The sequence below is a fragment of the Amycolatopsis sp. NPDC051903 genome, from assembly GCF_044452505.1.
GTDB lineage: Bacteria > Actinomycetota > Actinomycetes > Mycobacteriales > Pseudonocardiaceae > Amycolatopsis.
Genome location: NZ_JBITBT010000016.1, coordinates 156,010 through 182,891, shown reverse-complemented (window position 1 = coordinate 182,891; position 26,882 = coordinate 156,010). Strand labels below are relative to the sequence as shown.

The following is a 26,882-nucleotide window of genomic DNA, read 5'->3' as shown; positions in this document are numbered from 1 at the left end:
CCAAACCCCTCGCCCCCCCCCCCCCACCCCCCCACCAAACACCCCCCCCCCCAACCCCCACAACAAACCCCGCCCCCCCCGGTTGTTTCCCGGGGGCCCCGCTTCAGCTCAGTGCAACGTAGCCAGATCCGTAGATCCGCGGGTGCTCACCCCTCGGGGAAGATCACCACGCGGCGCTTCGGGTCTTCGCCCTCGCTTTCGCTCGTGACGCCCGACACGGTGGCGACCGCGTCGTGGACGACCTTGCGTTCGAAGGGGCTCATCGGCTGCAAGCGGACGCGCTCGCCGTTGGCCAGGACGGCCTCGGCGGTCGAGCGGCCCAGCTCGCGGAGCTCCTCGCGACGGTCGGCGCGCCAGCCGGCGATGTCGAGCATCAGGCGGCTGCGCGAGCCGGTCTCCTGCTGGACCGCCAGGCGCGTCAGCTCCTGCAGCGCTTCGAGCACCGTGCCGCGCGGGCCGACGAGCTTCTCGAGGTCCTCGCCGCCGTCGATGCTGACGATGGCGCGGCCCGCTTCGACGTCGAGGTCGATGTCGCCGTCGTAGTCGAGAAGGTCGAGCAGGCGCTCGAGGTAGTCGCCGGCGATGTCGCCTTCGCGCACCAGGAGGTCGTCGTCGCCACCCTGCTTCTCTTCGGCGGGCGCGGTCGTGACCGTCTCCGCTTCTTCCTGATCGGCTTCGATCGTGTCGACCGTCTCCGACATCATTCGTCTCCTCTCCGAACCGGTCCTGCGTCAGCGACGCTTCCGGCCCGACTTCCTGGTCGAGTCCTTGAGGAGTCCGGGAACCCCGGTTCCGTTCTCCTTCTTCGATCCGTTCTGGGCCGGCTCCTCGGCCGGCTTCGACGGGGTCGCCTTGGCGTCCGACGCGTCGGCGCCGGACGGCTTCTTGCCCTGCACGCCGCCGGAGGAAGACGTCTGCGCGAACCCGTGCGCCGAACCCGCCCTCGTCACCTTGCCCTGCTGCTGGCCGTTGCCGGACGGGTTGTTCTTCTTCTGCTGCACGGGTTTCTGACCGACCTTCGGGGCTGTCGGCTTCTGCCCCGGCTTCGGACCGAGCGACGCGCGCTTCTCCGCGGCCTCCGCCTTGCGCGCCGCTTCTTCCTTGTCGATCCGCGTGTACACGAGCCGCTGCTGCATCAGCGTCCAGCCGTTGTTCGCCAGCCAGTAGAAGAGCAGGCCGAGGGGGAACAGGGCACCGAACACGAGCACACCGAGCGGGAAGATGTACATCGTCAGCTTGTTCATGATCGCGGTCTGCGGGGTGGCCGACGCGGCGTTCTGCCGGGCCACCGAGTGGCGCGCCGTGAGGTGCGTGGCGATCGACGCGACGATCATCAACGGCAAGGCGACCGGAAGCACGTTCCAGTGGAACCCGGGGGTCGCGATGTTGCCGCTGACCACCCCGACGCCGTTGTAGACCGCTTCACCGAGGTTGACACCGAAGAGCTTCGCGCTGACGTACGACTGCACGTCGTGCTGGTTGAAGAAGTAGTTCTCGGTCTTCGGACCACCGCCGGCCGGCGGGATGGTGAACGCCCGCAGCACGTGGTTCAGGCCGATGAAGACCGGGATCTGGAGCACCATCGGAAGACAGCTGCCGAGCGGGTTCACGCCGTGTTCGCGCTGGAGCTTCTGCATCTCCTGCGCCTGGCGCTGCCGGTCGTTGGCGTACTTCTTCTGGACCTTCTTCATCTCCGGCGCGAAGTCCTGCATCTTCTTCATCGACCGGACCTGGTTCACGAACGGCTTGAACATGATGCCGCGGATCGTGAACGTCAGGAAGATGATCGCGAGGATCCAGGAGATCGCCGAAGCTTCCCCGAAAGCGAACCCGAAGACCTTGTGCCAACACCACAAGATGAAGGACACGGGGTAGTAGATGAAGTCGAGCACTGAGCTACTCCTCGATCGGTGTTTCAGGCATCTGGTGGCGCCACGAGAACTTCTCGGGTACCGGATCGCGGCCCGGCGGAGTCCACGGGCCGCAGCGCAGCAGCCGGCGCAGCGCGAGGTAGGAGCCGCGGCCGGCGCCGTGCCGGGTCAGGGCTTCGACTGCGTACGCGCTGCAGCTCGGGTAGAACCGGCAAGCCGGCGGCAAGAACGGCGAGATCGCCTTGCGGTAGAACTTGATGGGGAGCAGCAGGACCCAGGCCACCGGACCGGGGCGGCGCGGGGCCGGCTCCTCGGTGACTTCGGTGGCGCCGTGGGTGTGCTCGGAAGTGGCTGACATTGCCGTTACACCGCTGATCCGTGGTCGAGGGCCGCGTCCTGCTGACGCGGAGGCCGGGGAGCACCCTCCCCGGCGGCGCGGCGGGACGAGGTGAGTCCGAGCCGGCGCAAAGCCGCGTCGAGATCGGCGCCGAGCTCCGCACTCGAAGCGGACGCCGCCGGAGGTAATGCCCGTACGACCAACGAGCTGCCCGGGGGCAGTGTTCCGAGCCTGTCCGAAACGAGATGACGCAACCGCCGGGTGACGCGGTGGCGCACCACCGAATTGCCGACGGCCTTGCTCACCACAAAACCCGCCCTGACCGCATCGGGTGCGGCCGCGGACGGGTCCGTGGTCAACGCGTGGACGACGAGGCGGCGCCTGCCTGCCCGGGAGCCCCGGCGGAGCACGACACGAAAGTCCTCACTCCGCCGTAGACGTGCGGCTGCGGGCAGCACGGCGCGCCTCGACGAGCCGGATCAGGCGGACAGCGCGGCGCGGCCCTTGCGACGGCGGGCCGCCAAGATGGCCCGGCCCGCACGGGTCCGCATGCGCAGACGGAAACCGTGGGTCCGCGCGCGGCGGCGGTTGTTCGGCTGGAAGGTGCGCTTACCCTTGCTCACTGCTTCTCCTGTGTCTCGGCCGTCGGGCGACGGTTTTCGGCCGTCTTCCGGCATGTCGTGCGGTCGCACGGCAGTCTCTGGTGTCTCCTACCAACGTGTGGCCTCGTCACGACGAGCGACGACATACGTGGGCACGCGAAACGCACCCGTCGCTTGCGGGAGACCTTACGAGGGTACGCGCCCTCTGTCGGGACCTGTGCAGGGACCCCTCCGCCACGCTGGGCGACGGGCCCGCGACCTCGGCGTCCCCCACGCCGCGGCACCGAATGGCAACGCGCCGTACACCGTGAAATGCTTGCGCACAACGGTGCCTTGTGGCAGCGAGCGAGGCTTGTTAGCGTGCCTCTCTCGGGTCACCGGTCGCGAGGTGAGCGGCGGGTTCGCCACCGGGGGTGTGGAGGCGCCCAAGGCGAACGCCGAGCCCGCAGGTGGCGTGGCTGCGGGCGGCCGTACATTAGTGCACAGCTGTGGACAACTATGTGGATATTCGCTGTGCCCGCGCGCAGGTCGGTCCAAGATGACGTCCAGGGGAGAGCTTCACGGGCGTGCTTGGGGTGATTCCGCAGTTCACGCCGACGAGGGGAGGGGAGCAAGACAGGTGTCCGAGCACCAGCACAACTTGGGCGTCATCTGGGAGCAGGTGGTGCGGGAGCTGTCCGACGGCACGCTCTCCCCGCAGCAACGAGCCTGGATGCGCGTCACCCGGCCCATCGGCCTGCTCGACGGCACCGCCCTCCTCGCCGCTCCCAGTGATTTCGCGAAGGAAGCGATCGAACGCGCCCTGCGCGGCGCCATCACCGACGCCCTCTCGCGCCGCCTCGGCCGCGCGGTCTCCCTGGCCGTGAAGGTCGACAGCGCCGAGGCCGTCGCGCCTGCACCCCGGTACGTGCCCTCACCCCCTCGGGTGGAAAACGGCCGACCGGAGAACGGACACAGCGAAAACGGCCACGCCCCGCACCCGGAGAACGGCCGGCCCGAGAACGGTGTGCTCCCGTCGGCGCCGCTTCGGCCCGCGACCGACGGCGCCCAGGTGCCGGCCGCCCGCGTCGCGCGGCCCGAACCGCCGCAGCAGTCGAGGCCGGTACCGCAGGCACCCGTGCTCGAGGAATCCGATGACACGGACGAAGAGGTCGACGAAGAGGGCGAAGCCCTCGCCGCGGTCCACGAGATCTGGCCCACGTTCTCGGGCCAGCCGATCGCCGGCCAGCCGTACACCGCGCCCGCGCAGCCGCAGACGTCCAAGACGAAGCTGAACGAGAAGTACACGTTCGACACGTTCGTGATCGGTGCGTCGAACCGGTTCGCGCACGCGGCCGCCGTCGCCGTGGCCGAAGCGCCCGCCCGCGCGTACAACCCGTTGTTCATCTGGGGTGAGTCCGGGCTCGGCAAGACGCACCTGCTGCACGCGGTCGGGCACTACGCGCAGCGGCTGTTCCCCGGGATGCGCGTGCGGTACGTCTCGACCGAAGAGTTCACGAACGACTTCATCAACTCGCTGCGCGACGACCGCAAGGTCGCCTTCCAGCGGCGCTACCGCGACATCGACATCCTGCTCGTCGACGACATCCAGTTCCTGGAGGGCAAGGAAGGGACGCAGGAGGAGTTCTTCCACACCTTCAACACCCTCCACAACGCGAACAAGCAGATCGTCGTCAGCTCCGACCGCCCGCCCAAGCGCCTCGAAACGCTGGAGGACCGGCTGCGGACCCGGTTCGAGTGGGGTCTGATCACCGACATCCAGCCGCCCGAGCTCGAAACGCGCATCGCCATCCTGCGCAAGAAGGCGGCGCAGGACCGGCTCGCGGTGCCGGGTGAGGTGCTGGAGTTCATCGCCTCGCGCGTGGAGGCGAACATCCGCGAACTCGAGGGCGCGCTGATCCGGGTGACCGCGTTCGCGTCGCTGAACCAGCAGGCTGTCGACGTCGGGCTCGCCGAGATCGTGCTGCGCGACCTGATCCCCGACTCGCACGCGCCGGAGATCACCGCGCCGACGATCATGGGGGTCACGGCCGAGTTCTTCGACGTCACGCTCGACGACCTGTGCGGGCCCGGCAAGACGAAGGCGCTGGCGACCGCGCGGCAGATCGCGATGTACCTGTGCCGCGAGCTCACGGACATGTCGCTGCCGAAGATCGGCCAGACCTTCGGCGGCCGCGACCACACGACGGTGATGCACGCGGACAAGAAGATCCGCAAGGAGATGGCCGAGCGCCGGCGCATCTACGACCAGGTGCAGGAGCTCACGTCGCGGATCAAGCAGCGGGCTCGGCAGTAACGAGTGCTTCACGAGGAGGGCGTCGCCGGTGGGCGGCGCCCTTCTTTTGTCTGGGGACCGGGCGGCGCGGGCTTCGTTGAGCGCGGTCGAGAGCCGGGAACCGGCGGCCCGGAGATCGCGGAGGGCCGCGTACGCGCACGAGAGGGCCGCTCACGGCGGCGCCTCGGCAACGCCCCAACTGTGACCGTTCGCCCGGCGATGCATGAGCGACGCTCGCTACGCCGCAGCCGTGACCTTCCACCCGGCGACGCCCGCGGGGCAGACCCGACGACGCCGATCCACAGCCGATCGCGCCGGGCTCGATACGGCCGCGAGACTGCGCGTCCGCCACTCCGCAGCTCTGGCCCGCCAACACGGCCGATGTCCGAGCCCGCCCAGCCCGTCAGACGGTCTCCGGATGCAGTCGAACCATCACCCCCAGCGACCCCGCTTTCCTTTACCACACAACACTTTCCACCCCTGAAGGGGTCCGAGGTGGACGAAGCACGCCTACACAAGCGACGCAGCGACGCAACGCGCGTGTGCCGTCGCCCACGTACGCACGCGTACGCAACGAACCCGAAACCCATTGATACACAAGGGCTTTTCCCCACCCTGTGTGCAGTTTGCCCACAGTGCCAACGAATCTCCGACCTGCGTCGACGCCGAATCAGTCCACATCCCGCCCACACGGAATCCACAGGTTTTCCCCAGGTCTGTCCACGGTGAATCCACAAGTTGCCCACACTTGATCCACATCGGGAGCCCGTCACTCGCCAGAGCGATTCGGACGCTCTCCGACGCACACAGAGGCTGGGTACAACTCGCCCCACAGCTGGGGACAACCATGGGGACAAGTGGGCCGAGATGTGGATGGATCGGGGACCGCCCGAATTCATCCACGGGTCGGCCGATCCATCCACTGATCCACCACCAGGGCTCTCCACACGGTCACGCGCCCGACGACCTGCGCGAACGAGCTCTGTCCACACAACCCACAGCCCCTATTACTGCTACTGCCCTTAGATCTTTTGAAAGAGAGAACAGAACAAAAACAGGCGATGGACGAAGTTGGGGACAAGCCGGTGAGCCAGTCGTCTTGTCGACAAAGTCAAGGGGAGGCCGAGGTGACGGGACCCCCGGCGACGGCCTAACGTGGATGCCTGCACCTGGTCCGTTCCGTGCGCCGTCTCCGGCGTGCCGGCACGAGCCAGACCGGCGGGGGACTTGGTGGACGGGGCAGCACCCGGGTACCGGCTCTTCCGTCGACCCTTCACGAGCCGAGGGGCTCGGCTGTCGAAAGGATGCGCGCATGAAGATCCGCGTCGAGCGCGACGGGCTCGCCGACGCCGTCGCCTGGGTGGCCAGGAGCCTCCCGTCCCGGCCGCCCGTGCCGGTGCTGGGCGGTGTGCTGCTCGACGCGGGCGCGGACGGCGAGTCCGATGCGCTCACGGTGTCCGGGTTCGACTACGAGGTCTCCGCCACGGTGGGCGTCCCCGCGACGATCGCCGACGGCGGACGGCTGCTGGTCTCCGGCCGTCTCCTCGCCGACATCACCAAGGCGCTGCCCGCGCAGCCGGTCGAGATCTCGGTCGACGGTGCGCGCGCCACCATCACGTGCGGCAGCGCGCGCTTCTCCCTGCCGACCATGCCCGTCGAGGACTACCCGCAGCTGCCGAGCCAGCCCGCGTTCGCGGGTGAGCTCACCGGCGACGTCTTCGGCCAGGCCGTGACCCAGGTCGTGACCGCCGCCGGCAAGGACGACACGCTCCCGATGCTCACCGGCATGCGGCTGGAGATCTCGGGCGACACCCTCACGCTCGTGGCCACCGACCGCTTCCGCCTCGCCATGCGCGAGTTCACCTGGAAGCCCGCCGAGGGCCTGGCCGACGCCGCGGTGCTCGTGCCCGCGCGCACGCTCGCCGAAGCCGCGAAGACGCTCGGCGGCGCCGGCTCCACCGTGCAGCTCGCCCTCGCCAGCGGTGAAGGTCTGCTCGGCCTGTCCGGCAACGGCCGCTACACCACCACGCGGCTGCTCGACGCCGAGTTCCCGCCGTACCGCCAGCTGCTGCCCGCGAGCCACACGTCGCGCGCCGTGATCGAGGTGTCGGCGCTCGCCGAGTCGATCAAGCGCGTGTCGCTGGTGGCCGAGCGCGGCACGCAGGTGCGGCTCGAGTTCGCCGACGGCTCGCTGCGGCTTTCGGCCGGCGGAGACGACGAGGGCAGCGCCGAAGAAGAGCTGCAAGTCGAGTACGAGGGCGAGCCGGTGACGATCGCCTTCAACCCCGGCTACCTCGTCGACGGGCTCGGCGCGCTGCACAGCGACCGCGCGGAGCTCACGTTCACCACCCCGAACCGGCCGGCGCTCATCAAGCCCGCCGACGCCGAGGGCAACGTCGTCCCCGGTTATCTCTACCTGCTGATGCCGGTCCGCCTCCCGGGCTGACCGGTCCGTCACAACCGCGGATTTTCGTTACTAACTAAGGGGATCTCATGGTTCAGCTCGGTCTCGTCGGCCTGGGCAAGATGGGCTTCAACATGCGTGAGCGGCTGCGCGCCGCCGGGCACGACGTGGTGGGGTACGACCGCAACCCGGACGTCAGCGACTCCGGGTCGCTCACCGACCTCGTGTCCAAACTGGACGCGCCCCGCATCGTGTGGATCATGGTCCCCGCGGGTGACCCGACGCGGAAGACCGTGGTGGAACTGAGCCAGTCGCTGACCGAGGGCGACCTGGTGATCGACGGCGGCAACTCGAAGTTCACCGACGACAAGCTGAACGCCGATCTCCTCGCGGCCAAGGGCATCGGCTACCTGGACTGCGGTGTGTCCGGCGGGGTCTGGGGCAAGGACAACGGTTACGGCCTCATGGTCGGCGGCGTGGAGTCCGACGTCGCCCGCGCGATGCCGATCTTCGACGCCCTGCGGCCGGAGGGCCCGCGCGAGGAAGGCTTCTCGCACGCCGGCGAGGTCGGTGCCGGCCACTACGCGAAGATGATCCACAACGGCATCGAGTACGGGATCATGCAGGCCTACGCCGAGGGCTTCGAGCTGCTCGAGGCCGCGCACGTCGTGAAGAACGTGCCCGAGGTGATCAAGGGCTGGCAGCGCGGCACCGTCGTCCGCTCGTGGCTGCTCGACCTGCTGGTGCGCGCGCTCGAGGAGGACCCGGAGCTCGACGACCTCGAGGGTTACGTCGAGGACTCCGGTGAGGGCCGCTGGACGCTGGAGGAAGCCGTGAACAACGCGGTGCCGGCGCCCGTGCTGTCGGCGGCGCTGTTCGCGCGGTTCTCCTCGCGGCAGAAGGACTCGGCCGCGATGCGCGCCGTCGCCGCGCTGCGCAACCAGTTCGGGGGCCACGCCGTGAAGAAGGCCGGGAGCTAGCCTCCCCGCTCGTGTACCTGCGACATCTCCAGGTCACCGACTTCCGGTCCTGGCCACAAGCCGACCTGGCCCTCGAACCGGGCCCGGCCGTGCTCGTCGGACAGAACGGCCGGGGGAAGACGAACCTGCTCGAAGCGATCGGCTACGTCGCGACCCTGGGTTCCCACCGGGTCGCGACGGACGCCCCGCTGATCCGGCACGGCTGTGAGCGCGCGCTCGTGCGCGTCGCGGTGGTCAACGACGACCGCGAGCTGACGGTTGAGCTCGAGATCACGGCCGGCCGGGCCAACCGCGCCCGTGTGAACCGGGGCGCGGTCGGCAAGCCGCGTGACGTGCTCGGGATCCTGCGCACGGTGCTGTTCTCCCCGGAGGACCTGGCGCTCGTGCGCGGTGACCCGAGCGAGCGACGCCGGTTCATGGACGAGCTGCTCGTGCTGCGCGCCCCGCGGTACGCCGGCGTCCGCGCCGACTACGAGAAGGTGCTGAAGCAGCGCAACGCGCTCCTCAAGACCGCCGGCAAACGCCGCACCGGCCGGGAGGATCCGTACGCGCTGTCCACGCTCGACGTCTGGGACGACCACCTGTCCGTGGCCGGGGCCCAGCTGCTCGCGGCGCGGCTGAACCTCATCGCGGACCTCGGCCCGCACACGGCGGAGGCGTACCTGGGCGTCGCCCCGGACTCGCGCCCGGCGAAGATCGCGTACCGGTCGTCGCTCGGCGAGGCGCTGCCGCCGGGGTACGGCGAGGCCGGCGGGGAGCGGGCGGATCCGGAGGTGCTGCGCGAGCTGCTGCTCAAGGCGCTGGCCGACGTCCGGCGCAACGAGCTCGAACGCGGCATCAGCCTGGTCGGGCCGCACCGGGACGAGCTGGAGCTGATCCTGGGCGAGACGCCGGCCAAGGGCTACGCGAGCCACGGCGAGTCGTGGTCGTTCGCGCTGGCGCTGCGGCTCGGGAGTTACGAGCTCCTGCGCGGCGAAGCGGGCGAACCGGTCTTGCTGCTGGATGATGTGTTCGCCGAGCTCGACCGCAAGCGCCGGGCCCGGCTCGCGGAGGTCGCCGCGGGCGCCGAACAGGTGCTCATCACGGCGGCGGTGGACGAGGACGTGCCGTCCGAGCTGGCCGGAACCCGGTTCGTGGTGGCGAACGGCGAGGTCACGCGTGCCTGAACCCCGTTCACCAAGATCAACCCGACCACTGCGGGTGACCGCGGTCACAGAAGTTACCCACCGATCTGGGGACAAACCTGTGGACAGTGTGGATAAACCAGGGAAGGCGTTATCGCCGCGGGTGACGAAACGGCCTGATGAGGGCCTTGACATCCCTCTTACAGGCAATCACCCAGGTGGTGCGCCCGATGTCGGCACCGAGAGTGACGTGTCCGCTGGGCCGAACGGGCAGCCCTCCGGACGGGACCTCGCGCACGCCGCGCTCGAAGCCGCCAAGGCGAAGGCCAAGGAACGCGGCGCGCCGCCCAACCTGCGCCGCGGCCGGATCACGGGCGGCGGGGGCCAGAACCCGCGCCGGCGCCGGTGGTCGGGCGCGGGTGCCGACGCCCGGGACCCGCAGCCGCTGGGCCGGCTCGTCTCGCGGCTGGTCGCCGACAGCGGCTGGCAGGACACGATGACGAACGCGCGCGTGTTCGGGCAGTGGGCCCGGCTCGTGGGTGAGGACGTAGCCGAACACGCCCAGCCGGTGAGCCTCAAGGACGGTGAGCTCACCGTCCGGGCGAGCTCGACGGCGTGGGCCACGCAGCTGCGGCTGCTGCAGGGGAAGCTGCTCGCGAAGATCGCCGCGGGGGTCGGCCACGGCGTCGTGAAGCGCATGCGGATCCAGGGTCCGACGGCGCCGAGCTGGCGGAAAGGTCCGCTCCACGTGCGGGGTCGCGGACCCCGTGACACGTACGGCTGACTCGGGTTGCGCGTGGGCGGGTGAGTTCCCCGAGAACCGCTTGACAGCGTGCGAGCCACGAGATGACTCGCCTTCGAGCTTTTTCGCGCCTCTGTGACGCAGTGAGGGGTGTCCTTGCCGCATGTGAGCGCGCGCGGGCAAGTACACTGGAGGAGTAGCGAGCGTCCGCTCGGGCGAGACGAGGAGAAACAACGCCGGTGACCGAGAACAAGAGCGAGTACAACGCGTCGTCCATCACCGTGCTCGAAGGCCTCGAAGCGGTCCGCAAGCGCCCCGGCATGTACATCGGTTCCACCGGTGAGCGCGGTCTCCACCACCTGGTCCAAGAAGTGGTGGACAACTCCGTGGACGAGGCGATGGCCGGGTTCGCCACCAAGGTCGAGGTTACTCTCCTCGCCGACGGTGGTGTGCGGGTCGTGGACGACGGCCGCGGCATCCCCGTGGACATCCACCCCAAGGAGCAGAAGCCGACCCTCGAGGTCGTGCTCACCGTGCTGCACGCGGGCGGCAAGTTCGACAGCGACTCCTACGCGGTGTCCGGCGGCCTGCACGGCGTCGGCGTCTCCGTGGTGAACGCGCTGTCGACGAAGCTGCTCGCCGAGGTCAAGTACGGCGGCCGCAGCTGGCGCCAGGAGTACACGAACCAGATCCCCGGCCCGCTGGAGGACCTCGGCCCCGCCGAGGAGACCGGCACCACGATCACCTTCTGGGCCGATCCGAACATCTTCGAGTCCACCACGTACAACTTCGAGACGATCTCGCGCCGGCTCCAGGAGATGGCGTTCCTCAACAAGGGACTCACCCTGTCGCTGCGCGACGAGCGCGTGGCCGACGAGGAGACCGAGGAGGACGCGGAGGGCAAGCAGGCCCGCGTCAAGGAGAAGGTCTACTGCTACCCCGGCGGGCTCGAGGACTTCGTCCGCCACATCAACGGCAGCAAGGACCCGATCCACGAGAGCGTGATCTCCTTCGACGCGAAGGGGACCGGCCTCGAGGTCGAGGTCGCGATGCAGTGGAACAACGGGTTCACGCCCTCGGTCTACACCTTCGCCAACACGATCAACACGCACGAGGGCGGCACCCACGAGGAGGGCTTCCGCGCGGCGCTCACCCGCGTGGTCAACGCGTACGCGCGCGAGAAGAAGCTGCTCAAGGAGAAGGACGCCAACCTCACGGGTGACGACGTGCGCGAGGGCCTCGCCGCCATCGTCTCGATCAAGCTGTCCGAACCGCAGTTCGAGGGCCAGACGAAAACGAAGCTGGGCAACAGCGAGGCGAAGACGTTCGTGCAGCAGCAGTCGAACGAGTGGCTGGCCGACTGGTTCGAGCGCAACCCCACCGAGGCGAAGACGATCATCAACAAGTCGATCTCCTCGGCGCAGGCGCGCATGGCCGCGCGCAAGGCGCGGGACCTGGTCCGCCGCAAGGGCGCGCTGGAGATCGGCGGCCTGCCGGGCAAGCTCAAGGACTGCCGCTCCAACGACCCGGGTGAGTGCGAGCTCTACATCGTGGAGGGCGACTCGGCCGGCGGCTCGGCCAAGGAAGGCCGCGACTCGATGTACCAGGCGATCTTGCCCATCCGGGGCAAGATCATCAACGTCGAGAAGGCCCGCATCGACCGCGTCCTCAAGAACACCGAGGTCCAGTCGCTGATCACGGCTCTGGGCACCGGCATCCACGACGACTTCGACATCTCGAAGCTGCGCTACCACAAGATCGTGCTGATGGCCGACGCCGACGTCGACGGCCAGCACATCACCACGCTGCTGCTCACCCTGCTGTTCCGCTTCATGACGCCGCTGATCGAGCACGGGCACGTGTTCCTGTCGCGCCCGCCGCTGTACAAGATCAAGTGGCCGCGGCAGGACCCGGAGTACGCGTACTCCGACAAGGAGCGCGACGCCGTGATCCAGGCCGGTGTCGAGGCCGGGCGCCGGCTGCCGAAGGACGACGCGATCCAGCGCTACAAGGGTCTCGGCGAGATGAACGCCGAGGAGCTGTGGGAGACCACGATGGACCCGGCCAACCGGCTGCTCGGCCAGGTGACCCTCGACGACGCCGCGCAGGCCGACGAGCTGTTCTCCGTCCTCATGGGCGAGGACGTGGAGGCCCGGCGCTCGTTCATCACGCGCAACGCGAAGGACGTGCGCTTCCTGGACGTGTAGCCGTCCGCCCCGCCCGCCAGCCCTGACCTTTCCCCCGAGAAGGACCCATGACGGAAACCTTGCCGCCGGAACACGACCGCATCGAGCCGGTCGACATCCAGCAGGAGATGCAGCGTTCCTACATCGACTACGCCATGAGCGTGATCGTGTCGCGGGCGCTGCCGGACGTGCGCGACGGCCTCAAGCCGGTGCACCGCCGGGTGCTCTACTCGATGTTCGACTCCGGCTTCCGGCCCGACCGCGGGTACAACAAGTGCTCGCGCGTCGTCGGCGACGTGATGGGCAACTACCACCCGCACGGCGACTCGGCGATCTACGACGCGCTGGTGCGCCTGGCCCAGCCGTGGTCGATGCGCTACCCGCTGATCGACGGGCAGGGCAACTTCGGTTCGCCGGGCAACGACCCCGCCGCCGCCATGCGGTACACGGAGTCGCGCCTCGCGCCGCTGGCGATGCAGATGCTGGCGGACATCGAAGAGGACACCGTCGACTTCTCCGACAACTACGACGGCCGCACGCAGGAGCCCGACGTGCTGCCGTCGCGGTTCCCGAACCTGCTGGTCAACGGCGGTTCCGGCATCGCGGTCGGCATGGCGACCAACATCCCGCCGCACAACCTGCGCGAGGTCGCCGAGGGCGTCGTGTGGGCGCTCGAGAACTACGAGGCGACCGACGACGAGCTGCTGGCCGCCCTGCTCACGCGCGTCAAGGGTCCGGACTTCCCGACCAAGGCGATGATCCTGGGCACCGCCGGGATCGAGGACGCGTACCGCACCGGCCGCGGCTCGGTGCGCATGCGGGCGGTCGTCGAGGTGGAGGAAGACGCGAAGGGGCGCACCACGCTCGTCGTGTCCGAGCTGCCGTACCAGGTGAACCCGGACAACCTCGTCGAGAACATCGCGCACCTGGTGCGCGACGGCAAGCTCACGGGGATCGCCGACATCGCCGACGAGTCCAACAGCCGCTCCGGCATGCGGATCGTGGTCACGCTCAAGCGCGACGCCGTGGCGAAGGTGGTGCTGAACAACCTCTACAAGCACACCCAGCTCCAGCAGAACTTCGGCGTGAACATGCTGGCACTGGTCGACGGCGTGCCGCGCACGCTGCGCCTCGACCAGATGATCCGGCACTACGTGAAGCACCAGGTCGAGGTCATCGTCCGGCGCACCAAGTTCCGGCTGCAGAAGGCCGAGGAACGCGCGCACATCTTGCGTGGTCTGGTCAAGGCGCTGGACATGCTCGACGAGGTCATCGCCCTGATCCGCCGTTCGCCCTCGGCCGACGAGGCCCGGCCGGCGCTGATGGAACTGCTCGACGTCGACGAGATCCAGGCCACCGCGATCCTCGACATGCAGCTGCGCCGGCTGGCCGCCCTCGAGCGCCAGCGCATCATCGACACGCTGGCCGAGATCGAGCTGGAGATCGCGGACCTCAAGGACATCCTCGAGAAGCCGGAGCGCCAGCGCGCGATCATCCGCGACGAGCTCATGGAGATCGTCGACAAGTACGGCGACGACCGGCGCACGAAGATCATCCCGTTCGACGGCGAGGTGTCGGTCGAGGACCTGATCGCGCAGGAAGACGTCGTCGTCACCATCACGCGCACCGGCTACGCGAAGCGGACCAAGACCGACCTGTACCGCTCGCAGAAGCGTGGCGGCAAGGGCGTGCAGGGCGCCACGTTGAAGCAGGACGACATCGTCCAGCACTTCTTCGTGTGCTCCACGCACGACTGGATCCTGTTCTTCACGAACAAGGGCCGCGTCTACCGCACGAAGGCCTACGACCTGCCCGAGGCCAACCGCAACGCGCGCGGCCAGCACGTGGCCAACCTGATGGCGTTCCAGCCCGACGAGCAGATCGCCCAGGTCATCGAGATCCCGAACTACGAGGTGGCGCCGTACCTGGTGCTGGCCACGCAGAAGGGGCTCGTGAAGAAGACCAAGCTCACCGACTTCGACTCCAACCGCGCGGGCGGCCTCATCGCCGTCAACCTGCGGGAAGGCGACGAGCTGATGGGCGCTGTGCTGGCAGCGGCGGAGGACGACCTGCTGCTCGTGTCCGCGGGCGGCCAGTCGATCCGCTTCCACGCGACCGACGAGGCGCTGCGTCCCATGGGCCGCGCGACGTCGGGTGTGCTCGGCATGCGGTTCAACGACGGCGACGAACTGCTGGGCATCAGCGTCGTCAAACCGGAGAAGTTCCTGCTGGTCGCCACCGACGGCGCGTACGCCAAGCGCACGCCGATCGAGGACTACCCGGTGCAGGGCCGCGGCGGCAAGGGTGTGCTGACCATCCAGCACGACACGAAACGTGGGAGGCTGGTGGGTGCGCTCATCGTCGACGAGGACGACGAGCTGTTCGCCATCACCTCGAGCGGCGGCGTGATCCGCACGCCGGCGCGCGATGTGCGGAAGGCCGGCCGCCAGACCAAGGGCGTCCGGCTGATGAACCTGGCGGACGGCACAACTCTTCTCGCGGTCGCACGCAACGCGGACGAGGGGTCGGACGTCGCCAATGGTGGCGAGGATTCCGAAGACGCGGCGGAAGCGGTCGAAGCGCCCCCGGGCGAAGCGACCACCGCGCCCGAGGAGACCACAGCAGAAGACGGCACGGCGCCCGAACAGTGAGCGGCGCCCCACGCACGGGTAAGGACTGACTCTTCGTGACACCATCCGAGAAGGCAGACGGCACGTCGTCGAGCCCACCCTGGCAGCGCACCGCCAAGGACGGCGGCGGCGATTCCGAGGCCACGGTCTCGACCCGGGTTGCGACCGACGATGTGGTCTACTCGGATCATGAGCAGGACGCGCGCGTGAGCGAGAGCGACTACCCCGTGGTGAGCGGCACGGCGGCGCCCCGGCTCTTCGGAGCCGAGGGCGCCCCGCCGCCCGCCTCGGCGGAGGAAGTGCCTCCGGCCAGTCGCCCCCGTCCCACGCCGAGCGCCCTGCGCCGCCCCGGCCGCGGCCCGCGCCGCGCCAGCCTGCAGGTCAAGCGCTTCGACCCGTGGTCGGTGCTGAAGCTGTCGCTGGTCCTGGGCGTCGCGATGTTCTTCGTGTGGCTCGTCGCCGTCGGCGTGCTCTACACCGTGCTCGACGGCATGGGCGTGTGGGACAAGCTGAACGGCACGTACTCGTCCCTGGTCGGCGGCGAGGGCGCCAACGCGTCCACCGAACCGCTGATCAGCGCCGGCCGCGTGTTCGGCATCGCGGCGATCCTCGGCGCGATCAACATCGTGCTGGTGTCCGCGCTGGCCACGGTGAGCGCGTTCATCTACAACGTGTCCGCTGACCTGGCCGGAGGCCTCGAAGTCACCCTGTCGGAAAGGGAGTAACCCGGTTGCAGGGCCCCTTCGGGGGTCCTGTAGAGTTCTCCTCGTTCGACGGGCCCATAGCTCAGGCGGTTAGAGCGCTTCGCTGATAACGAAGAGGTCCCAGGTTCAAGTCCTGGTGGGCCCACGCATGTCAAAGCCCGGTTCGCAGAGGTCGCGAACCGGGCTTTTTTGTGCGTGGGTGACTAACTGGGTGACTAAGCCGCTCCGTTCTCCTCTCCGCCCCCGAAAATCTCGTCCATGGCCTCTGCCCCGTGTTCGACCACCGGGCGGAGCTGGTGCCGGTACACCAGCTCAGTGACCGCCGTACCGTTGTGGCCCATCAGGCGCGAGATCTGTTCGATCGGCATACCGCGGTCCGAGAGCAGCGAGACGAAGCTGTGCCGCAGCTCTCGGGGGGTCCAGTCCTTCGGGTCCAGCCCGGCCCGCTGCACTACCTTGCGGAACGCTCGCCGAACATTCGCGGCGTCGAGTTGCGTACCCACGTCGGAGGCGAAGACGAGGTCGGTCTCCCGCCACCGGTCGCCGGCGACGCGCCGAGCAAAGTCCTGCTTCGCACGCTGGATCCGCAAGGCCTCGACGCACCGCTGTGGGAGCGCGAGCGAGCGCCGTGACTTCCGGGTCTTGGTGTCACCGTGCTCGCGCACCGACCGCCACACCATGACGTAGGGCAGCGCCTCGCCGACAGCCTCCAAGACGACGTGAGACCAGGTGAGCGCCCGCAACTCCTCAGTGCGGGCGCCCACGAGCAGCGACAGCACCACGTACGCCCTCAGCTGGGTGTGTTCCGCCGCGGCGAGAACAGTCTCCGCCTGCTCGAAGGTGAGCGACTTCGACGGCCGGCCGGCGCGGCCCTCAGGCAGCTCGCAGAGCAGCACGACGTTGCGCTTGACCTTCTCTCGCGCCTGTGCCCGATTGATCGCCCGCAAGAGGATTGAGCGCACCTCGCGCAGCGTCCGGGTGGACAGGACCTTCGCGCGTTCGGCAAGCCACTTGTCGACGTCGTCGGCGCTCAAGTCGCGCAGCTTCCGGGCTCCGAGGCGGCCGATCACGTGCTTGTTCGCGAGCGTCGAGAGTTTGTCCCGCGTCGCCTGGCTTCGCCGTGGCAAGCCGTACTCGAGCCACTCCGTCACAGCGTCGGCTACGGTGACGTTCCGGGCCTCGGCCGGCGCGCCGTCCTCGATCTCGCGCAGCATCTCCCGGAGCTTGTTCTTCGCTTCGGTCTTCGTGAGGCCGCGCGCCTTGCGCACGATGCGCTTTCCGTCCGGTCGATAGCCGACCGTCGCCTCAGCGGTCCACCGTTGCCGGGCTTCGTCCCAGTAGAGCCCGCCGTCGCCGCGACTACGCCGCGTGGCCATAGCCGGTCACCTCCGCTTCCTGGATGAGCTGGTCCACGTACTGCTGGATGGCTTTTGCCGGGATGAGCCGCGCCCGGCCCTGCTTCACGGACAGCAGGCGGCCAGCGCGCATGAGTTCGTAGATCACTGAGCGGCTCATTGAGAGCAGGCGCTTCGCCTCGTCGACGGTGTAGAGGTGTCGCGCGGGCACTGCGGGCGGCAGGATCGGTGCGTCCATGAGAGTCCCTTGGTGTCGTGAAGCGGGGCGGGTGCGGTAGCCACGAACACGGGCGGTCTCCTCTCGTCGGGAGTGACAGGCACGGTGGGGTGTCACTCGGGTTGTCACAGGTGTTTGTGCTGGTAAGGGACGGTTGAGTGACAGGTGCGACAGGTGTGACAGGGGCGGGGTGGTCACGGGTGTCACCGTGGACGGCCGGGGTGTGACAGGTCTCGGGGGTGTCACACCTGCTGTCACACCTGTTTGTGCTGGTCAGGTGCCGTTGAGGGACAGGGGTGACAGGTGTGACACCTCGGGGGTGTCTCCGTTGTCGCCGGTGCCGGGGGCGCTGTAGGTGCCGTCCGGGGTCTTGTGCAGCTGTCCCGCGTCGGCCATGCGCGCGCAGGTCTTGCGGATGGTGTTCGGGTTGGTGTCGAGCGCTTCGGCGATCCGGGCGGGCTTGAGCGGGCCGTGCTCGCGCAGCAGGCGCAGGATGTCTGCGCGGGTGTCGGCGACCAGGTGGTCACTGGCGGGGCCGTCGAGTTTGGTCCAGGCGCCGGCGTGGCTGTCGAAGGTCATGGCGTAGTCGGTCTCTTCGACGTCGCGGCCGGTCACGTGAAGGACGCCGTCTGCCTGGCCCCGGGCGCGCTCAAGGACCAGGGTGGCGTCCATGGCACCGGTAAGCCCGGCGGTGCCGGACACCATGTTCTGCCAATCGTCGGCGTCCTGTTTGCGGACGTGGTGGATGAGCAGGAACGGCACGCCGTAGTGGTCGGCGATCTCCTTGAACCGGGCGCCGGCGGCGTAGTCGGAAGCGTAGGCGGACGCGCCGGGCAGGACCGGGCCGCGCATCTTCTGCAGGGTGTCGATGATGACCAGCCGCGCGGTGGGGTTCTCCTCCAGCCATTCCGCGAGGACCTCTTCCCCGCCGGCGCTCATGGTGGGGCACGAGGTTTCCAGGGTCAGCAGGTTCGAGGGCCGGCCGCCGGCGGCGATCTGCTGCTTCCGGCGGCGCTGCAACCGGCGCCCGGTGTCCTCCAGTGCGCAGTAGAGCACCGGGCCGCGCTCGACCTCGATCGAGCCGAGCGCGGGTTCGCCGTTCGCGATGGCCGCGGCGAGCCCGAGGGACATCCACGACTTGCCCAGCTTCGGCGCGCCGGCCAGCATGTTGACCCCTTCGGCGAGCAGGCCTGGAACGGCCCACTTGACCGGCGGGAACTCCTCTCGCATCAGCTCCGCATCCGTCCACCGGGTGCGGCGGGCGGGCGGTGTCGGCACGGCGGCCAAAGGCCGGGGCGTGGTCATGGTGGTCTCCCTCAGGTTCGGCGGTCAGGCAGCGACGGTGCGGGGCCGGTTGCGGCCGGCCCGGAGACCGGAGGTGATCGTGGCTTCGGCTTCGCGTCGGGTGAAGCGCCCGATGCCGATGTGGCGCTGTGCGGCCGTCATCAAGGCGGCACGTACCTCGTCCTCGGTGAGGGCCTCGCCGGCGACGAGTTGCCCGAGGGCGACCGCGGCGCCGTAGAGGGTGGCGTTGCGGCCGGTGCTGGCGTCGGCGACCTTCCCGGCTTCGGCCTTGATCGCGGCGGTCAGGTACCGGCCGCGGCGGTCTCCTGCGGGCCGGACAGGCAGCGCCGGCGGGGCGGGCAGCGGCTTCGGGGTGAGCCTCTGCACGAGCCACGCGGGCAGCGGCGCGGCCTCGCCGTCGAAGAGGAACCCGTAGCGGCCGGTGCCGATCGGCGTCCCCGGGGCGACGACGTAGCCACCCCAGGCGCGGGTGTCGACTTTCCAGCCGAGACCGTTCCCGCGCTCGCCGGCGGTGCTGCGCAACGTCACGTCGTCAGGCGCCTGGTAGTACAGGTGCAGACCACCCGACGGCGTGCGAACGGTGAGCGTGTCGCCGGGCACCTCCTCACCCGCTTCCGTGGCGAGCATCGCGAGCACGTCCTCCCCGCACGTCACACTTTCCGCGGCCCACCGCGGCGGGATCTCCTCACCGGGCTTGGCGGTGTCCAGGTCGATCACGCACAGCCCGGACGGGCCGGTCGCGATCCCGATCCCGTAGGGGGCGTGCAACCAGGCGGCGCGGATCTTGTCCGGGTCGGTGGTGGCGCGCTGCTCCCACGTGCGGTGCCCGTCGGCGCAGCGGCCGGTGTGCGGGCAGTCGTGCTCGCCATGTCCGGCAGGGCGCTTGGTGTCGGGGCGCAGGGGGAAGACGTGCCACCCGCGGGCCGCGGCGTCGAGCGCAGCGGCCAGAAGTTCGGTGTTCATCCGATTTCCCTTTCGTAGCGCGAGGTGTGGTCGACACGAGCGGTGTCGGGCGAGTGCGTGCCGCACAGCCCGCACATGCGGGTTTCGAGCCCGTGGAGCGAGCAGAGCCAGCACTGCTCGTACGTGTGGCCGTACGTGCGGCAGAACCGCGCGCGGTTGCAGCAGTCGCAGATCACGCCTTGCGAGGTGACGTACCACTCGCACGCGGTCAGGGCCGTGGTTGCCTCGTCGAGGCTCGTGAACAGCTCCGGAACGTCTTCCTCCTCGCTGAACACGGCACCGCAGACGTAGCAGGGCGCCGGCTCCACGCACGCCACGTGAGAAAACCCGGTCGGCAGGTCAGTGGTGTCCACAGTGGTCACCGGCCCTTCTTGGTTTGGTGGATGGCTTCGCAGACGGGGCACTTGTTCGGGAACCACGGCGACTTGGTGCCGCTGCGTGGAACGGTGATGCCGCACAGGGTGGTGAAGGTGCCGTTCCACCACGAGGTGCTGCCACGGTGCGCGAGAGGCTTGCTGCTCATCGGGTTTCCTCCGGTCCGGTCTTGGTGGGCAGGTCGACGTGGCGGGCGGCGTCGGTGACGATGCGGGGGTGGTCGAACGCGATCCGGTCGCGGTTGCGCAGCACCCACGCGAGCGGGAGCCACTGCGCGTGCCGTGCGTCGTCGCCGGCGGTGGGGCGCACGAGGGTGTGCAGCACGGTCCAGAACGCGCCGGTCACGTAGCGGCCCCGGGGGTCGCGGCCAGGCTGGTCGTACACACCGACCTCGCCGAAGCGCTCGACCACCAGCCCGGTCTCTTCGTGGAACTCGCGCAAAGCGGCGTCGCGGAAGGTTTCGCCGGGGTCGACGTGCCCGCCCGGGAGTGCCCAGTAGCCCTCGAACGGGTTCCAGCGGCGTTGGATGAGCAGCACGTGCCAGATTCCGGAGCGGTGGGCGAACGCGACGACGTCCGCGGTGAGGCGGGCCAGCTCGACGGTGTCGTGAGTGTCAGCCATCAATTCGGTTCCCTTCGGTGCGGTGACAATGTGTGACGGTTTTTGGCATGGGGGTGCCGGCGCGAGGACCCGGTGCGGGTGTCGCGTGGCGGGTGAGGTCGGGAGTGAGGTGCTGGATTTCGGGTTAGATTCCTAACCCGGCGGGTGAGTTCTCCCAGGTCGGTGGCGAGCTGCGGAAAGTTAGGCGAGTGAGGTGGGTTAGGTCCGCCGCGGGACCGGTGGTTTGTGGGTCTGCGGGCAAACTTCGCGGCCTGCGCGCGGACCTAACCCGACTCGGTAGGGCTACTCGCCTTCGTCGAGGTCGCTGGTCGCTTGGGCGGCCAGAGCCTCACGGATCGTGACCGGGTCGATGGGGTAGCGGTTGCCGGTGCTGGGCACCTTGACCCCTCGCTGGGCGAGCAGAGCGCGTAGCTTGGTGCCGTCGAGCGCGGCGTACTCGACCCCGTCCAGCGCGGTGAGCAGCGGCGCGACCTTGGCCGCGTTCATCGGTTCGGTCACGTCCGTGAGCACCTCGTCGAGGTCTTCGAGCAGGTCACGGGGCGCCGGGGCCTCGATCATGCTGGTCGGGCGGTCGGCGCCGGGGACGTGACCGCCCTTCAAGGCGGCCATCGACCGTTCGATCAGCGGGGTGACCTGGTCGTTGTCCTTGGCGACGTTGAGGAAGTAGACCTGCACGATGTCCGAGCGTTCCCCGGTGAAGCCCTTGACCACCGCGGTTCCCTTGTCGGTGCCGGGAATCAGCTCGGTGGCGCGGTGCCCAGCGGAGTAGGCGCCCTGTCCGAGCAGCGCGTCGTTGGCGACGTGGTCGCCCACCGCGAACGCGATGCCGTTGGAGCAGTTACGCGTCACGTCCCTGGGCATGGAGTCCTTCGTCGGGGCCTGCGTGGACACGATCACGTGGATCGCACGCTTACGCCCGAGTCGCACAATGTCCACCAGCAGCTGCGCGATGTCCTTGCCGTACTTCGGGTGCTGGATCGCGACGTGCGCCTCTTCCAGCAGGCAGAAGATCGGGTGCAGCCCCACGCGCTTGGACGCGTATTCCCTGGTCACGGCGGGGATTTCGTACTTCACGAGCAGTTCGCCGCGGCGCTGGACTTCCGCGTGCAGTTCGCGCAGGTCGGCGAGGATCTGGGCGATCTTCTCGTCTTCGGCGCCCATCACGTAGCGGGAGCAGCGCGGCTCGAACACCTCGAAGTCGAAGTTCGCGTCCGGGACCCAGATCCGCAGCTCCGCGGTGGGGTCGAGGGCGGCGCCGGCCATGATGACCCGGGCGGCGGACGACTTGCCCTGACCGGGCATGCCACCGCAGATCGTGTTGCGCTCCAACAGCGGCGCGAGGATCGGTTCGCCGCGCAGGGTCCGTCCGAACGGGACACCCTTGAACACGTCCACGAGCCCGTCGTCCAGCAGCGGGTAGGCGCCGGCGCCTTCGGCGAGGGCGCCCTTGTCGGCGACCCACAGGTCGAGGATGCCCTCTTCGCTGCCGGTGGTGGGCCAGACCTCTTTGGACAGTCGGTGCAGCCCGGTCGCGAGGTCGCCGCGGCGGCGGGCGATCTTCTCCGCCGTGACACCGGCGGGCAGGCGCACCACGGCGTGGGTGCCGCGCCCGTCGCGCCGCGCGGGGGTGAGGTACTGCATCGGCAGGCCTTCCTTGAGGTAGTTGGTGATCTGCGGGATCCGCAGCGCGGCCAGGGCCTGCGCGATGGTGGTCTCGTCGATCGTGAGGTCGGCGTCGCCGCCGCGGTTGGTGGCCAGCCAGCCCGGGACCTTCCCGCGCTGCTTGCCCTCCCGGTAGGCCCCGAGGACCACCCCGGCGGCGATCACCCACGGCGCCGCGGCGACCAGCGGGGTCCAGGTCCAGGCGATCGCGGTGAAGATCCAGCGCAAGGCGTCGAACACGCCCCCGATGACGCCGGTGAACGCGCCGGCCCCTGAGACCTGCACGAGGATGCCGATGAGCAGCACCATGACGACCGCGGCGGCCAGGGAGATCGCGCCGACCTTCATGAGCCGCTTCATCAGCTCCGGCAGTTCCATGATCCGGCGGTGGCGTGCTTCCTTGACGGTTTCCATGCGTTCGAGCCACTCCTTGACCTGTTCGCGGTCGCCGACGGCTTCGGCGGCCTTGATCTGGCGGCGGTAGACGCCCATGGTCGAGGCGTCCCACGCCCGGCCACGCCACGAGTCGAGCCCGGCGACCACGGTCATCCCGTGTCCGACCATCTGCTTGGTGCGCTCGTGGTTGGCGACCTTCTTCGCGGTCTGCGCGGCCACGACGACATCGCGGCGGTACGCGGCCCAGCGAGCCTGCGCGAGCGCCTTTTCCCGGCCCGACATGCGCGCCCGGAACTCGTCGTCGGTGAGCACCTCATCGGGCTCGATCGCCTCGCCCTGCTCGCTCGCCACGGGCAGGCGGTGCACGGTGGCCAGCTCACCGGCGACCGGGATCGTGGTGGGGGTTTCGGTGGTGTCCATGCTGGTGTCCTCTCGGGTCACTGGTGGTCGGCCTGGTACTCGTCGCGCAGCTGGCGCGCGGCCTTGGGTGCGCAGCGGATCGCCTTGCGGATCGACTCCGCTGAGGTCGGGTCGATCGAGACCTTCGGGTCGGCGATCGCCGCGGCCAGCGCCTCACGCAGTTGCGCGATCGTGCGGGTCTTCGGCGTGGGGTGGGTGCGCTTGCGCGGGGTCGATTTCCGCTGCTCGGAGGGGTGATCGAGGGTCTGCACCGGGGCGTCGGCGATCGGGTTGTCCTCGACCGAATCGACGGGTGCGGTCGGCTGGTCCTGGGTGGCGAGCCACGTGCCGATCTCGTCGGCGAGTACCTCGCCGACCGGGGTCAGCGTGGGGCGTCGCAGCGGGCGGCGGGTGAGCGTGTAGTGACCGGCGTCGAACACCAGTCGGGCGTCCCCGAACTCGTCGATCTCGGCGACCGCGCGCCGCACCGCCGCGGCCCGCACCCGGGCGACCTTCTTCGTGGCGTGGCGCTCGATCCGCGCGTCGTCCCGCTCGGCCCGCGAGCGGCGCGGTGAAGCCACCGCGATCTGGTGGGCGACCACCCCGGCGACCGACACGATCCCCATGACCACGGCGGCGTCCCAGCCGCGGTGCAGGCCGTGCAGGACGTTGAGCGCGAACCCGACGCCGGCGAACACCCACACCCCGGTCTTGAGCGCCCAGGTCGGGCGGTCCGGGTGGTGGCGCTGGGCGACCTCGACCGCGAGTGCGAACGCCCACATGCCCAGCTCCGACAGCGCCGGCAACGCGTTGCCGGTCCAGTCGCCGTAGGTGGCCTGCCCGTAGCCGGCCATCGCGGGGATGGCCATCACCGCGGACACCACCGCGAGCAGGTAGATCGGCAGCTTCACCCGGTTCGCCCCGAGCCACCCGCGGATCCGGGCGACCGCGGCGGCACGGGCGGCCCTGCGGTCCGCACTGCGCTTGTCCGCGAGCTCCGCAGCGGCTGCCTGGTCGGCCCGGCGCTGCTCGGCTTGTGCGGCGGCGGCGGTCAGGGTGCGGTCGAGCTTGGCGGCGGCGTCGGCGCGGCGCTGCTGCGCGTCGGCGGCGCGGTCGGCGCGCCGGTTTTCAGCCCAGGTGCTCATCACGCACGCTCCCTGTTCTCGTCACGGCCCCCGGCCACCTGCGCCGGAGCGGTTTCGTCGGTGTTCTGGCCGGTGGCGCCGGCGATCTGCCGCGGCGCCGTCGCGGTGGTCAGTTCGCCGCGGGTGCGGCGGCGGGTGGTCAGCTCGTGCACACCCCACGCGGCAGCGACCGCGGCGGAGGCGAACACGAGCCAGCCGGCGAGCAAGCAGCCCAGCACCAGCGGGACCGCGATCGCGGCCAGTTCCGCGGCGTGCCACACGAGCCACTGCGTGGTGTCGGCGCGGGTCGGGCGCTTAGGCATAACGGGCCTCCTTCGGGCTCTCGTGCGGGAAGAACTGGTAGACCGGGCCGCGTTGCGGGCGGGTGGCCTGCGCGGCGGCGTAGTCGTTCAGCCGGCGCATCAACCACTCCAAGATCCGGGCGAGCAGCACGAGCGGGATCCGGATCAGGTGCAGGGCCAGGAACAGCAGGACCGTGAGCGCGTGGCGGATCAGGGCGAGGGTCCCGAAGCGCTGCAACACGTCGAACGTGGTCACGAGTGGCCACCCCGCTTCGGCGCGTTGGCGATCTCGGCCCAGCCGGCGCCATCGGCGGCCGACGCGCCGTTGTTCATCCGCACCCCGAGCGCCGTCGCCGCGGCCAGCGCAAGCGTCGCGTGGGCCTGCGCCCGGGCGGCGAGCTCCGTGCGCTTCTCGATCGACAACCGGCCGGTCTCGTCGTCGGCGATCCAGCCGAGCAGGTTCTGCGCGGCCCGGAAGTGATCCGGCCCGGTCGGCGGTGTGCTCATCGGTTTCCCTCCTTGCGGGCGGCTTCGGCCAGGGCGCGGTTGATCTCTTCCTGTTGGGTCTGGACCTGGTCGTGAAAGGCTCCGGAGTCGCTCACGCGGCCACCCCCATCCGGTCGGCCTGCTCGCTGTCGAAGCAGGTCCAGCACTGCCGGGTGCTGGTCGGCACGCAGTAGTCCTGGATGACTCCGCAGTCGACGCAGGTGCGGCGGGCCTCCATCGCGTGGTCCATCTGCCCCGGCGCCGCGGCGCGCTTCGGAGCGGCCAGCTCGACGGAGAACAGCTCCGCCACGGTTTCCCGGGCGTAGGGGCGGTGGTGGCGGAACACGAGCAGCCCCTTGGGGTCCTGCCCGTTCGGCCGCATGTCGATCTCGCGCAGCTGCGACTTGGTGAGCAGGGTCGAGGGGGCCTCGCCCCACCCGAACACGGGCAGTCCGTCGCGGTACCCGCGGCAGAGGCACACGTGGTGCGTGGTGCCGTCGAAGACCCGCGTGATCTGCTGGCGGCGGTTGCGGGGGTTCACTGGTCCAGCTCCGAAACCGTCGCGCCGATCATGTCGGCGATCCCGACGTGCCGCAGCTGCGTGGCGACGTCGAGGTAGGTGCGGGCGCGGGCGCTCTTGGCGGCGGCCGGCACGGCGTCGTTGGCGAGCAGGAACGCCGCGTTCGAGGTCAGCGTGTCGGCCAGCTCGTGCAGCCGCCCGCACACCTCGCGGGAGATCAGGCGGTTGAGCTCGTGCGGCGTGTACGTGTAGGTCACGGCCTCGCGCGGCTGCTCGACGGCGGTGCGCGGGGCTTCGTGCGTGGCTACCATCTGGTGTTCCTCCGTGCGGTCTTGCGGCTGGATGGTGGAACCCGGCGCGGCGAGCGCGTTCTTGGCGGAGTGAGCCGCCGCGTCGGGCTGGAAGATCAAGCGGGTGGTCATCGCTGCACCACCGGCCGACGGATGTCGAGATGGCGCACGTCAGAGCCGATGCCCTGCTGGTGCAGGAGCACGGCGAGGGCTTCCGCGATCACGACCGATCGGTGCCGGCCCCCGGCGCACCCGACCGCGACATTGACCACGAGCGGGTTGGGCTGGCGTGCACTCATGCCCGGCACGAGCGTGGCGATCGCAGCGGCCTGTGCCCGGATGAACTCGATGGCGCCGGGCTGGTCGAGGACGTTCGCGCGGATCACGTCATCGCGCCCGGTCAGCTCGCGGAATTCCGGGCGCATGTGCGGGTCCCGGAACAGCTCGCGCACGTCGATCACCAGCTGTGTCGGAACGATGGCCACGTCCCTCGGCACTCCGTGGAGGTATCCGAAGCTGCGGATCACGACCTTGACCAGGGTGATCGGCTCGAACGGATCGACCACCAGGCCGTAGCGGCCCGCGGGTGTGGCCTCCGGCCACTCGCCTTCGAACATCAGGCAGCCTCCCCCTCGATCGAGACGGACGCCGCCGGGGCGCTGTTGCCCAGGCCCGGCAGCCCGGCGATCAGGAAGTTCGAGCGCAGCACCCGGCGGCCGGTGCGGCGGCGGGCGCGGCTGGCGCGGCGCTGGTCGGTGAAGTCGCAGCGGAACGCGGCCTCGGCGGCGAACTCGTCCGCGGCCAGGTCCAGGTCCACCTGCTCGATCAGGGCGTCGATCGCGGCTTCGGTCAGGCCATCGGGGTAGTAGCCCTCGCCATCGACCGGGGCGGTGAACAGCGGGACGAAGTCGATGCGAGTGCGACGGTTACGGGTGCTCATTGAGTGGGGTCCCTTCATCGTTGGTACAAATTAAGCTAGTTCAACATGGTTCATCGGACCATAGACCGATCG

General features: G+C 69.6%; 29 protein-coding genes and 1 tRNA gene. 9 read left to right on the top strand and 21 right to left on the bottom strand.

All coding sequences use genetic code 11. The annotated features are described in order from the left end of the window. Window positions 1-146: 146 nt before the first annotated feature. The 5 genes from ACIA77_RS29515 to rpmH are packed head-to-tail and all read right to left on the bottom strand — an operon-like array spanning window position 147 to window position 2,831. Window positions 147-701: a protein jag gene (locus ACIA77_RS29515; protein WP_395889251.1), complete on the bottom strand. Its 555-nt coding sequence runs from the start codon at window positions 699-701 to the stop codon at window positions 147-149. A 30-nt stretch (window positions 702-731) separates the two neighbouring features. Beyond that, window positions 732-1,892, bottom strand: a complete 1,161-nt coding sequence (gene yidC / locus ACIA77_RS29510; protein ID WP_395889250.1) for a membrane protein insertase YidC — start codon at window positions 1,890-1,892, stop codon at window positions 732-734. 4 nt (window positions 1,893-1,896) lie between these two features. After that, complete coding sequence (gene yidD, locus ACIA77_RS29505) at window positions 1,897-2,229, bottom strand: membrane protein insertion efficiency factor YidD (RefSeq protein ID WP_395889249.1); 333 nt, start codon at window positions 2,227-2,229, stop codon at window positions 1,897-1,899. A 5-nt stretch (window positions 2,230-2,234) separates the two neighbouring features. Continuing rightward, window positions 2,235-2,666, bottom strand: coding sequence for a ribonuclease P protein component (gene rnpA, locus ACIA77_RS29500; protein ID WP_395889248.1), 432 nt, complete (start codon window positions 2,664-2,666; stop codon window positions 2,235-2,237). A gap of 21 nt (window positions 2,667-2,687) precedes the next feature. Then, the gene (gene rpmH / locus ACIA77_RS29495; protein WP_098512414.1) at window positions 2,688-2,831 is read right to left on the bottom strand and encodes a 50S ribosomal protein L34; all 144 of its coding nucleotides are present in this window, start codon (window positions 2,829-2,831) and stop codon (window positions 2,688-2,690) included. A gap of 598 nt (window positions 2,832-3,429) precedes the next feature. On the opposite strand from rpmH, the gene dnaA reads away from it, so the two are divergent. From dnaA to ACIA77_RS29450, 9 genes are all read left to right on the top strand, one after another. Then, window positions 3,430-5,106, top strand: coding sequence for a chromosomal replication initiator protein DnaA (gene dnaA / locus ACIA77_RS29490; protein WP_395889247.1), 1,677 nt, complete (start codon window positions 3,430-3,432; stop codon window positions 5,104-5,106). Window positions 5,107-6,397: 1,291 nt separating this feature from the next. Then, window positions 6,398-7,531, top strand: coding sequence for a DNA polymerase III subunit beta (gene dnaN, locus ACIA77_RS29485; protein ID WP_204092365.1), 1,134 nt, complete (start codon window positions 6,398-6,400; stop codon window positions 7,529-7,531). 47 nt (window positions 7,532-7,578) lie between these two features. Continuing rightward, on the top strand, window positions 7,579-8,469 hold the full coding sequence (gnd, locus tag ACIA77_RS29480; RefSeq protein WP_395889246.1) for a phosphogluconate dehydrogenase (NAD(+)-dependent, decarboxylating): 891 nt from the start codon (window positions 7,579-7,581) through the stop codon (window positions 8,467-8,469). Window positions 8,470-8,480: 11 nt separating this feature from the next. Continuing rightward, entirely contained in the window at window positions 8,481-9,635 is a 1,155-nt protein-coding gene (gene recF, locus ACIA77_RS29475) for a DNA replication/repair protein RecF (RefSeq protein WP_395889245.1), read from the top strand. A 208-nt stretch (window positions 9,636-9,843) separates the two neighbouring features. Further along, window positions 9,844-10,377, top strand: a complete 534-nt coding sequence (locus ACIA77_RS29470; protein ID WP_395889244.1) for a DciA family protein — start codon at window positions 9,844-9,846, stop codon at window positions 10,375-10,377. A 197-nt stretch (window positions 10,378-10,574) separates the two neighbouring features. Next, window positions 10,575-12,542 (top strand): DNA topoisomerase (ATP-hydrolyzing) subunit B, encoded by a 1,968-nt coding sequence (gene gyrB, locus ACIA77_RS29465; protein ID WP_395889243.1) that lies wholly within the window; start codon window positions 10,575-10,577, stop codon window positions 12,540-12,542. 47 nt (window positions 12,543-12,589) lie between these two features. Continuing rightward, the gene (gene gyrA, locus ACIA77_RS29460) at window positions 12,590-15,172 is read left to right on the top strand and encodes a DNA gyrase subunit A (RefSeq protein WP_395889242.1); all 2,583 of its coding nucleotides are present in this window, start codon (window positions 12,590-12,592) and stop codon (window positions 15,170-15,172) included. Between the two features lie 35 nt (window positions 15,173-15,207). Then, window positions 15,208-15,876: a DUF3566 domain-containing protein gene (locus tag ACIA77_RS29455; protein ID WP_395889241.1), complete on the top strand. Its 669-nt coding sequence runs from the start codon at window positions 15,208-15,210 to the stop codon at window positions 15,874-15,876. 50 nt (window positions 15,877-15,926) lie between these two features. Then, a tRNA-Ile gene (locus ACIA77_RS29450) sits at window positions 15,927-16,000 on the top strand. A gap of 70 nt (window positions 16,001-16,070) precedes the next feature. Here the strand turns inward: ACIA77_RS29450 and ACIA77_RS29445 are convergent. From ACIA77_RS29445 to ACIA77_RS29370, 16 genes are all read right to left on the bottom strand, one after another. Next, entirely contained in the window at window positions 16,071-17,231 is a 1,161-nt protein-coding gene (locus ACIA77_RS29445; RefSeq protein WP_395889240.1) for a tyrosine-type recombinase/integrase, read from the bottom strand. Continuing rightward, window positions 17,215-17,448 carry a helix-turn-helix domain-containing protein gene (locus ACIA77_RS29440; protein WP_395889239.1) on the bottom strand — a complete coding sequence of 78 codons (234 nt, stop codon included), beginning with the start codon at window positions 17,446-17,448 and terminating at the stop codon, window positions 17,215-17,217. The genes ACIA77_RS29445 and ACIA77_RS29440 overlap by 17 nt, the downstream gene beginning before the upstream one ends. Before the next feature lie 252 nt (window positions 17,449-17,700). Continuing rightward, on the bottom strand, window positions 17,701-18,732 hold the full coding sequence (locus ACIA77_RS29435; RefSeq protein WP_395889238.1) for an AAA family ATPase: 1,032 nt from the start codon (window positions 18,730-18,732) through the stop codon (window positions 17,701-17,703). Window positions 18,733-18,756: 24 nt separating this feature from the next. After that, entirely contained in the window at window positions 18,757-19,695 is a 939-nt protein-coding gene (locus tag ACIA77_RS29430; RefSeq protein ID WP_395889237.1) for a bifunctional DNA primase/polymerase, read from the bottom strand. Next, on the bottom strand, window positions 19,692-20,057 hold the full coding sequence (locus ACIA77_RS29425; RefSeq protein WP_395889236.1) for a hypothetical protein: 366 nt from the start codon (window positions 20,055-20,057) through the stop codon (window positions 19,692-19,694). The genes ACIA77_RS29430 and ACIA77_RS29425 overlap by 4 nt, the downstream gene beginning before the upstream one ends. Then, window positions 20,054-20,218 (bottom strand): hypothetical protein, encoded by a 165-nt coding sequence (locus tag ACIA77_RS29420; RefSeq protein WP_395889235.1) that lies wholly within the window; start codon window positions 20,216-20,218, stop codon window positions 20,054-20,056. Before ACIA77_RS29420 ends, ACIA77_RS29425 begins: the two co-directional genes overlap by 4 nt. Next, a complete protein-coding gene (locus ACIA77_RS29415; RefSeq protein WP_395889234.1) occupies window positions 20,215-20,691 on the bottom strand; it encodes an NUDIX domain-containing protein in 477 nt (158 codons plus the stop codon). Before ACIA77_RS29415 ends, ACIA77_RS29420 begins: the two co-directional genes overlap by 4 nt. Before the next feature lie 282 nt (window positions 20,692-20,973). Continuing rightward, window positions 20,974-23,169 (bottom strand): cell division protein FtsK, encoded by a 2,196-nt coding sequence (locus ACIA77_RS29410; RefSeq protein WP_395889233.1) that lies wholly within the window; start codon window positions 23,167-23,169, stop codon window positions 20,974-20,976. 17 nt (window positions 23,170-23,186) lie between these two features. Beyond that, on the bottom strand, window positions 23,187-24,293 hold the full coding sequence (locus tag ACIA77_RS29405; protein WP_395889232.1) for a hypothetical protein: 1,107 nt from the start codon (window positions 24,291-24,293) through the stop codon (window positions 23,187-23,189). Then, window positions 24,293-24,595, bottom strand: coding sequence for a hypothetical protein (locus ACIA77_RS29400; RefSeq protein WP_395889231.1), 303 nt, complete (start codon window positions 24,593-24,595; stop codon window positions 24,293-24,295). Before ACIA77_RS29400 ends, ACIA77_RS29405 begins: the two co-directional genes overlap by 1 nt. After that, window positions 24,588-24,830 (bottom strand): hypothetical protein, encoded by a 243-nt coding sequence (locus tag ACIA77_RS29395; protein ID WP_395889230.1) that lies wholly within the window; start codon window positions 24,828-24,830, stop codon window positions 24,588-24,590. Before ACIA77_RS29395 ends, ACIA77_RS29400 begins: the two co-directional genes overlap by 8 nt. Beyond that, window positions 24,827-25,081: a hypothetical protein gene (locus ACIA77_RS29390; protein WP_395889229.1), complete on the bottom strand. Its 255-nt coding sequence runs from the start codon at window positions 25,079-25,081 to the stop codon at window positions 24,827-24,829. Before ACIA77_RS29390 ends, ACIA77_RS29395 begins: the two co-directional genes overlap by 4 nt. Before the next feature lie 91 nt (window positions 25,082-25,172). Further along, window positions 25,173-25,601: an RRQRL motif-containing zinc-binding protein gene (locus ACIA77_RS29385; protein WP_395889228.1), complete on the bottom strand. Its 429-nt coding sequence runs from the start codon at window positions 25,599-25,601 to the stop codon at window positions 25,173-25,175. Further along, complete coding sequence (locus tag ACIA77_RS29380; RefSeq protein ID WP_395889227.1) at window positions 25,598-26,002, bottom strand: hypothetical protein; 405 nt, start codon at window positions 26,000-26,002, stop codon at window positions 25,598-25,600. The genes ACIA77_RS29385 and ACIA77_RS29380 overlap by 4 nt, the downstream gene beginning before the upstream one ends. Beyond that, window positions 25,999-26,487 carry an ATPase gene (locus ACIA77_RS29375; protein WP_395889226.1) on the bottom strand — a complete coding sequence of 163 codons (489 nt, stop codon included), beginning with the start codon at window positions 26,485-26,487 and terminating at the stop codon, window positions 25,999-26,001. The genes ACIA77_RS29380 and ACIA77_RS29375 overlap by 4 nt, the downstream gene beginning before the upstream one ends. Continuing rightward, window positions 26,487-26,810, bottom strand: a complete 324-nt coding sequence (locus tag ACIA77_RS29370; RefSeq protein ID WP_395889225.1) for a hypothetical protein — start codon at window positions 26,808-26,810, stop codon at window positions 26,487-26,489. Before ACIA77_RS29370 ends, ACIA77_RS29375 begins: the two co-directional genes overlap by 1 nt. Between the last annotated feature and the right edge of the window lie 72 nt (window positions 26,811-26,882).

Bases quoted from the DNA above. Each gene is read 5' to 3' on its own strand.
- ACIA77_RS29515 (WP_395889251.1), bottom strand. From the start codon at position 701: ATGTCGGAGACGGTCGACACGATCGAAGCCGATCAGGAAGAAGCGGAG.
- yidD (WP_395889249.1), bottom strand. From the start codon at position 2,229: ATGTCAGCCACTTCCGAGCACACCCACGGCGCCACCGAAGTCACCGAG.
- dnaN (WP_204092365.1), top strand. From the start codon at position 6,398: ATGAAGATCCGCGTCGAGCGCGACGGGCTCGCCGACGCCGTCGCCTGG.
- gnd (WP_395889246.1), top strand. From the start codon at position 7,579: ATGGTTCAGCTCGGTCTCGTCGGCCTGGGCAAGATGGGCTTCAACATG.
- gyrA (WP_395889242.1), top strand. From the start codon at position 12,590: ATGACGGAAACCTTGCCGCCGGAACACGACCGCATCGAGCCGGTCGAC.
- ACIA77_RS29445 (WP_395889240.1), bottom strand. From the start codon at position 17,231: ATGGCCACGCGGCGTAGTCGCGGCGACGGCGGGCTCTACTGGGACGAA.
- ACIA77_RS29440 (WP_395889239.1), bottom strand. From the start codon at position 17,448: ATGGACGCACCGATCCTGCCGCCCGCAGTGCCCGCGCGACACCTCTAC.
- ACIA77_RS29435 (WP_395889238.1), bottom strand. From the start codon at position 18,732: ATGACCACGCCCCGGCCTTTGGCCGCCGTGCCGACACCGCCCGCCCGC.
- ACIA77_RS29430 (WP_395889237.1), bottom strand. From the start codon at position 19,695: ATGAACACCGAACTTCTGGCCGCTGCGCTCGACGCCGCGGCCCGCGGG.
- ACIA77_RS29420 (WP_395889235.1), bottom strand. From the start codon at position 20,218: ATGAGCAGCAAGCCTCTCGCGCACCGTGGCAGCACCTCGTGGTGGAAC.
- ACIA77_RS29415 (WP_395889234.1), bottom strand. From the start codon at position 20,691: ATGGCTGACACTCACGACACCGTCGAGCTGGCCCGCCTCACCGCGGAC.
- ACIA77_RS29410 (WP_395889233.1), bottom strand. From the start codon at position 23,169: ATGGACACCACCGAAACCCCCACCACGATCCCGGTCGCCGGTGAGCTG.
- ACIA77_RS29405 (WP_395889232.1), bottom strand. From the start codon at position 24,293: ATGAGCACCTGGGCTGAAAACCGGCGCGCCGACCGCGCCGCCGACGCG.
- ACIA77_RS29400 (WP_395889231.1), bottom strand. From the start codon at position 24,595: ATGCCTAAGCGCCCGACCCGCGCCGACACCACGCAGTGGCTCGTGTGG.
- ACIA77_RS29390 (WP_395889229.1), bottom strand. From the start codon at position 25,081: ATGAGCACACCGCCGACCGGGCCGGATCACTTCCGGGCCGCGCAGAAC.
- ACIA77_RS29380 (WP_395889227.1), bottom strand. From the start codon at position 26,002: ATGACCACCCGCTTGATCTTCCAGCCCGACGCGGCGGCTCACTCCGCC.
- ACIA77_RS29375 (WP_395889226.1), bottom strand. From the start codon at position 26,487: ATGTTCGAAGGCGAGTGGCCGGAGGCCACACCCGCGGGCCGCTACGGC.
- ACIA77_RS29370 (WP_395889225.1), bottom strand. From the start codon at position 26,810: ATGAGCACCCGTAACCGTCGCACTCGCATCGACTTCGTCCCGCTGTTC.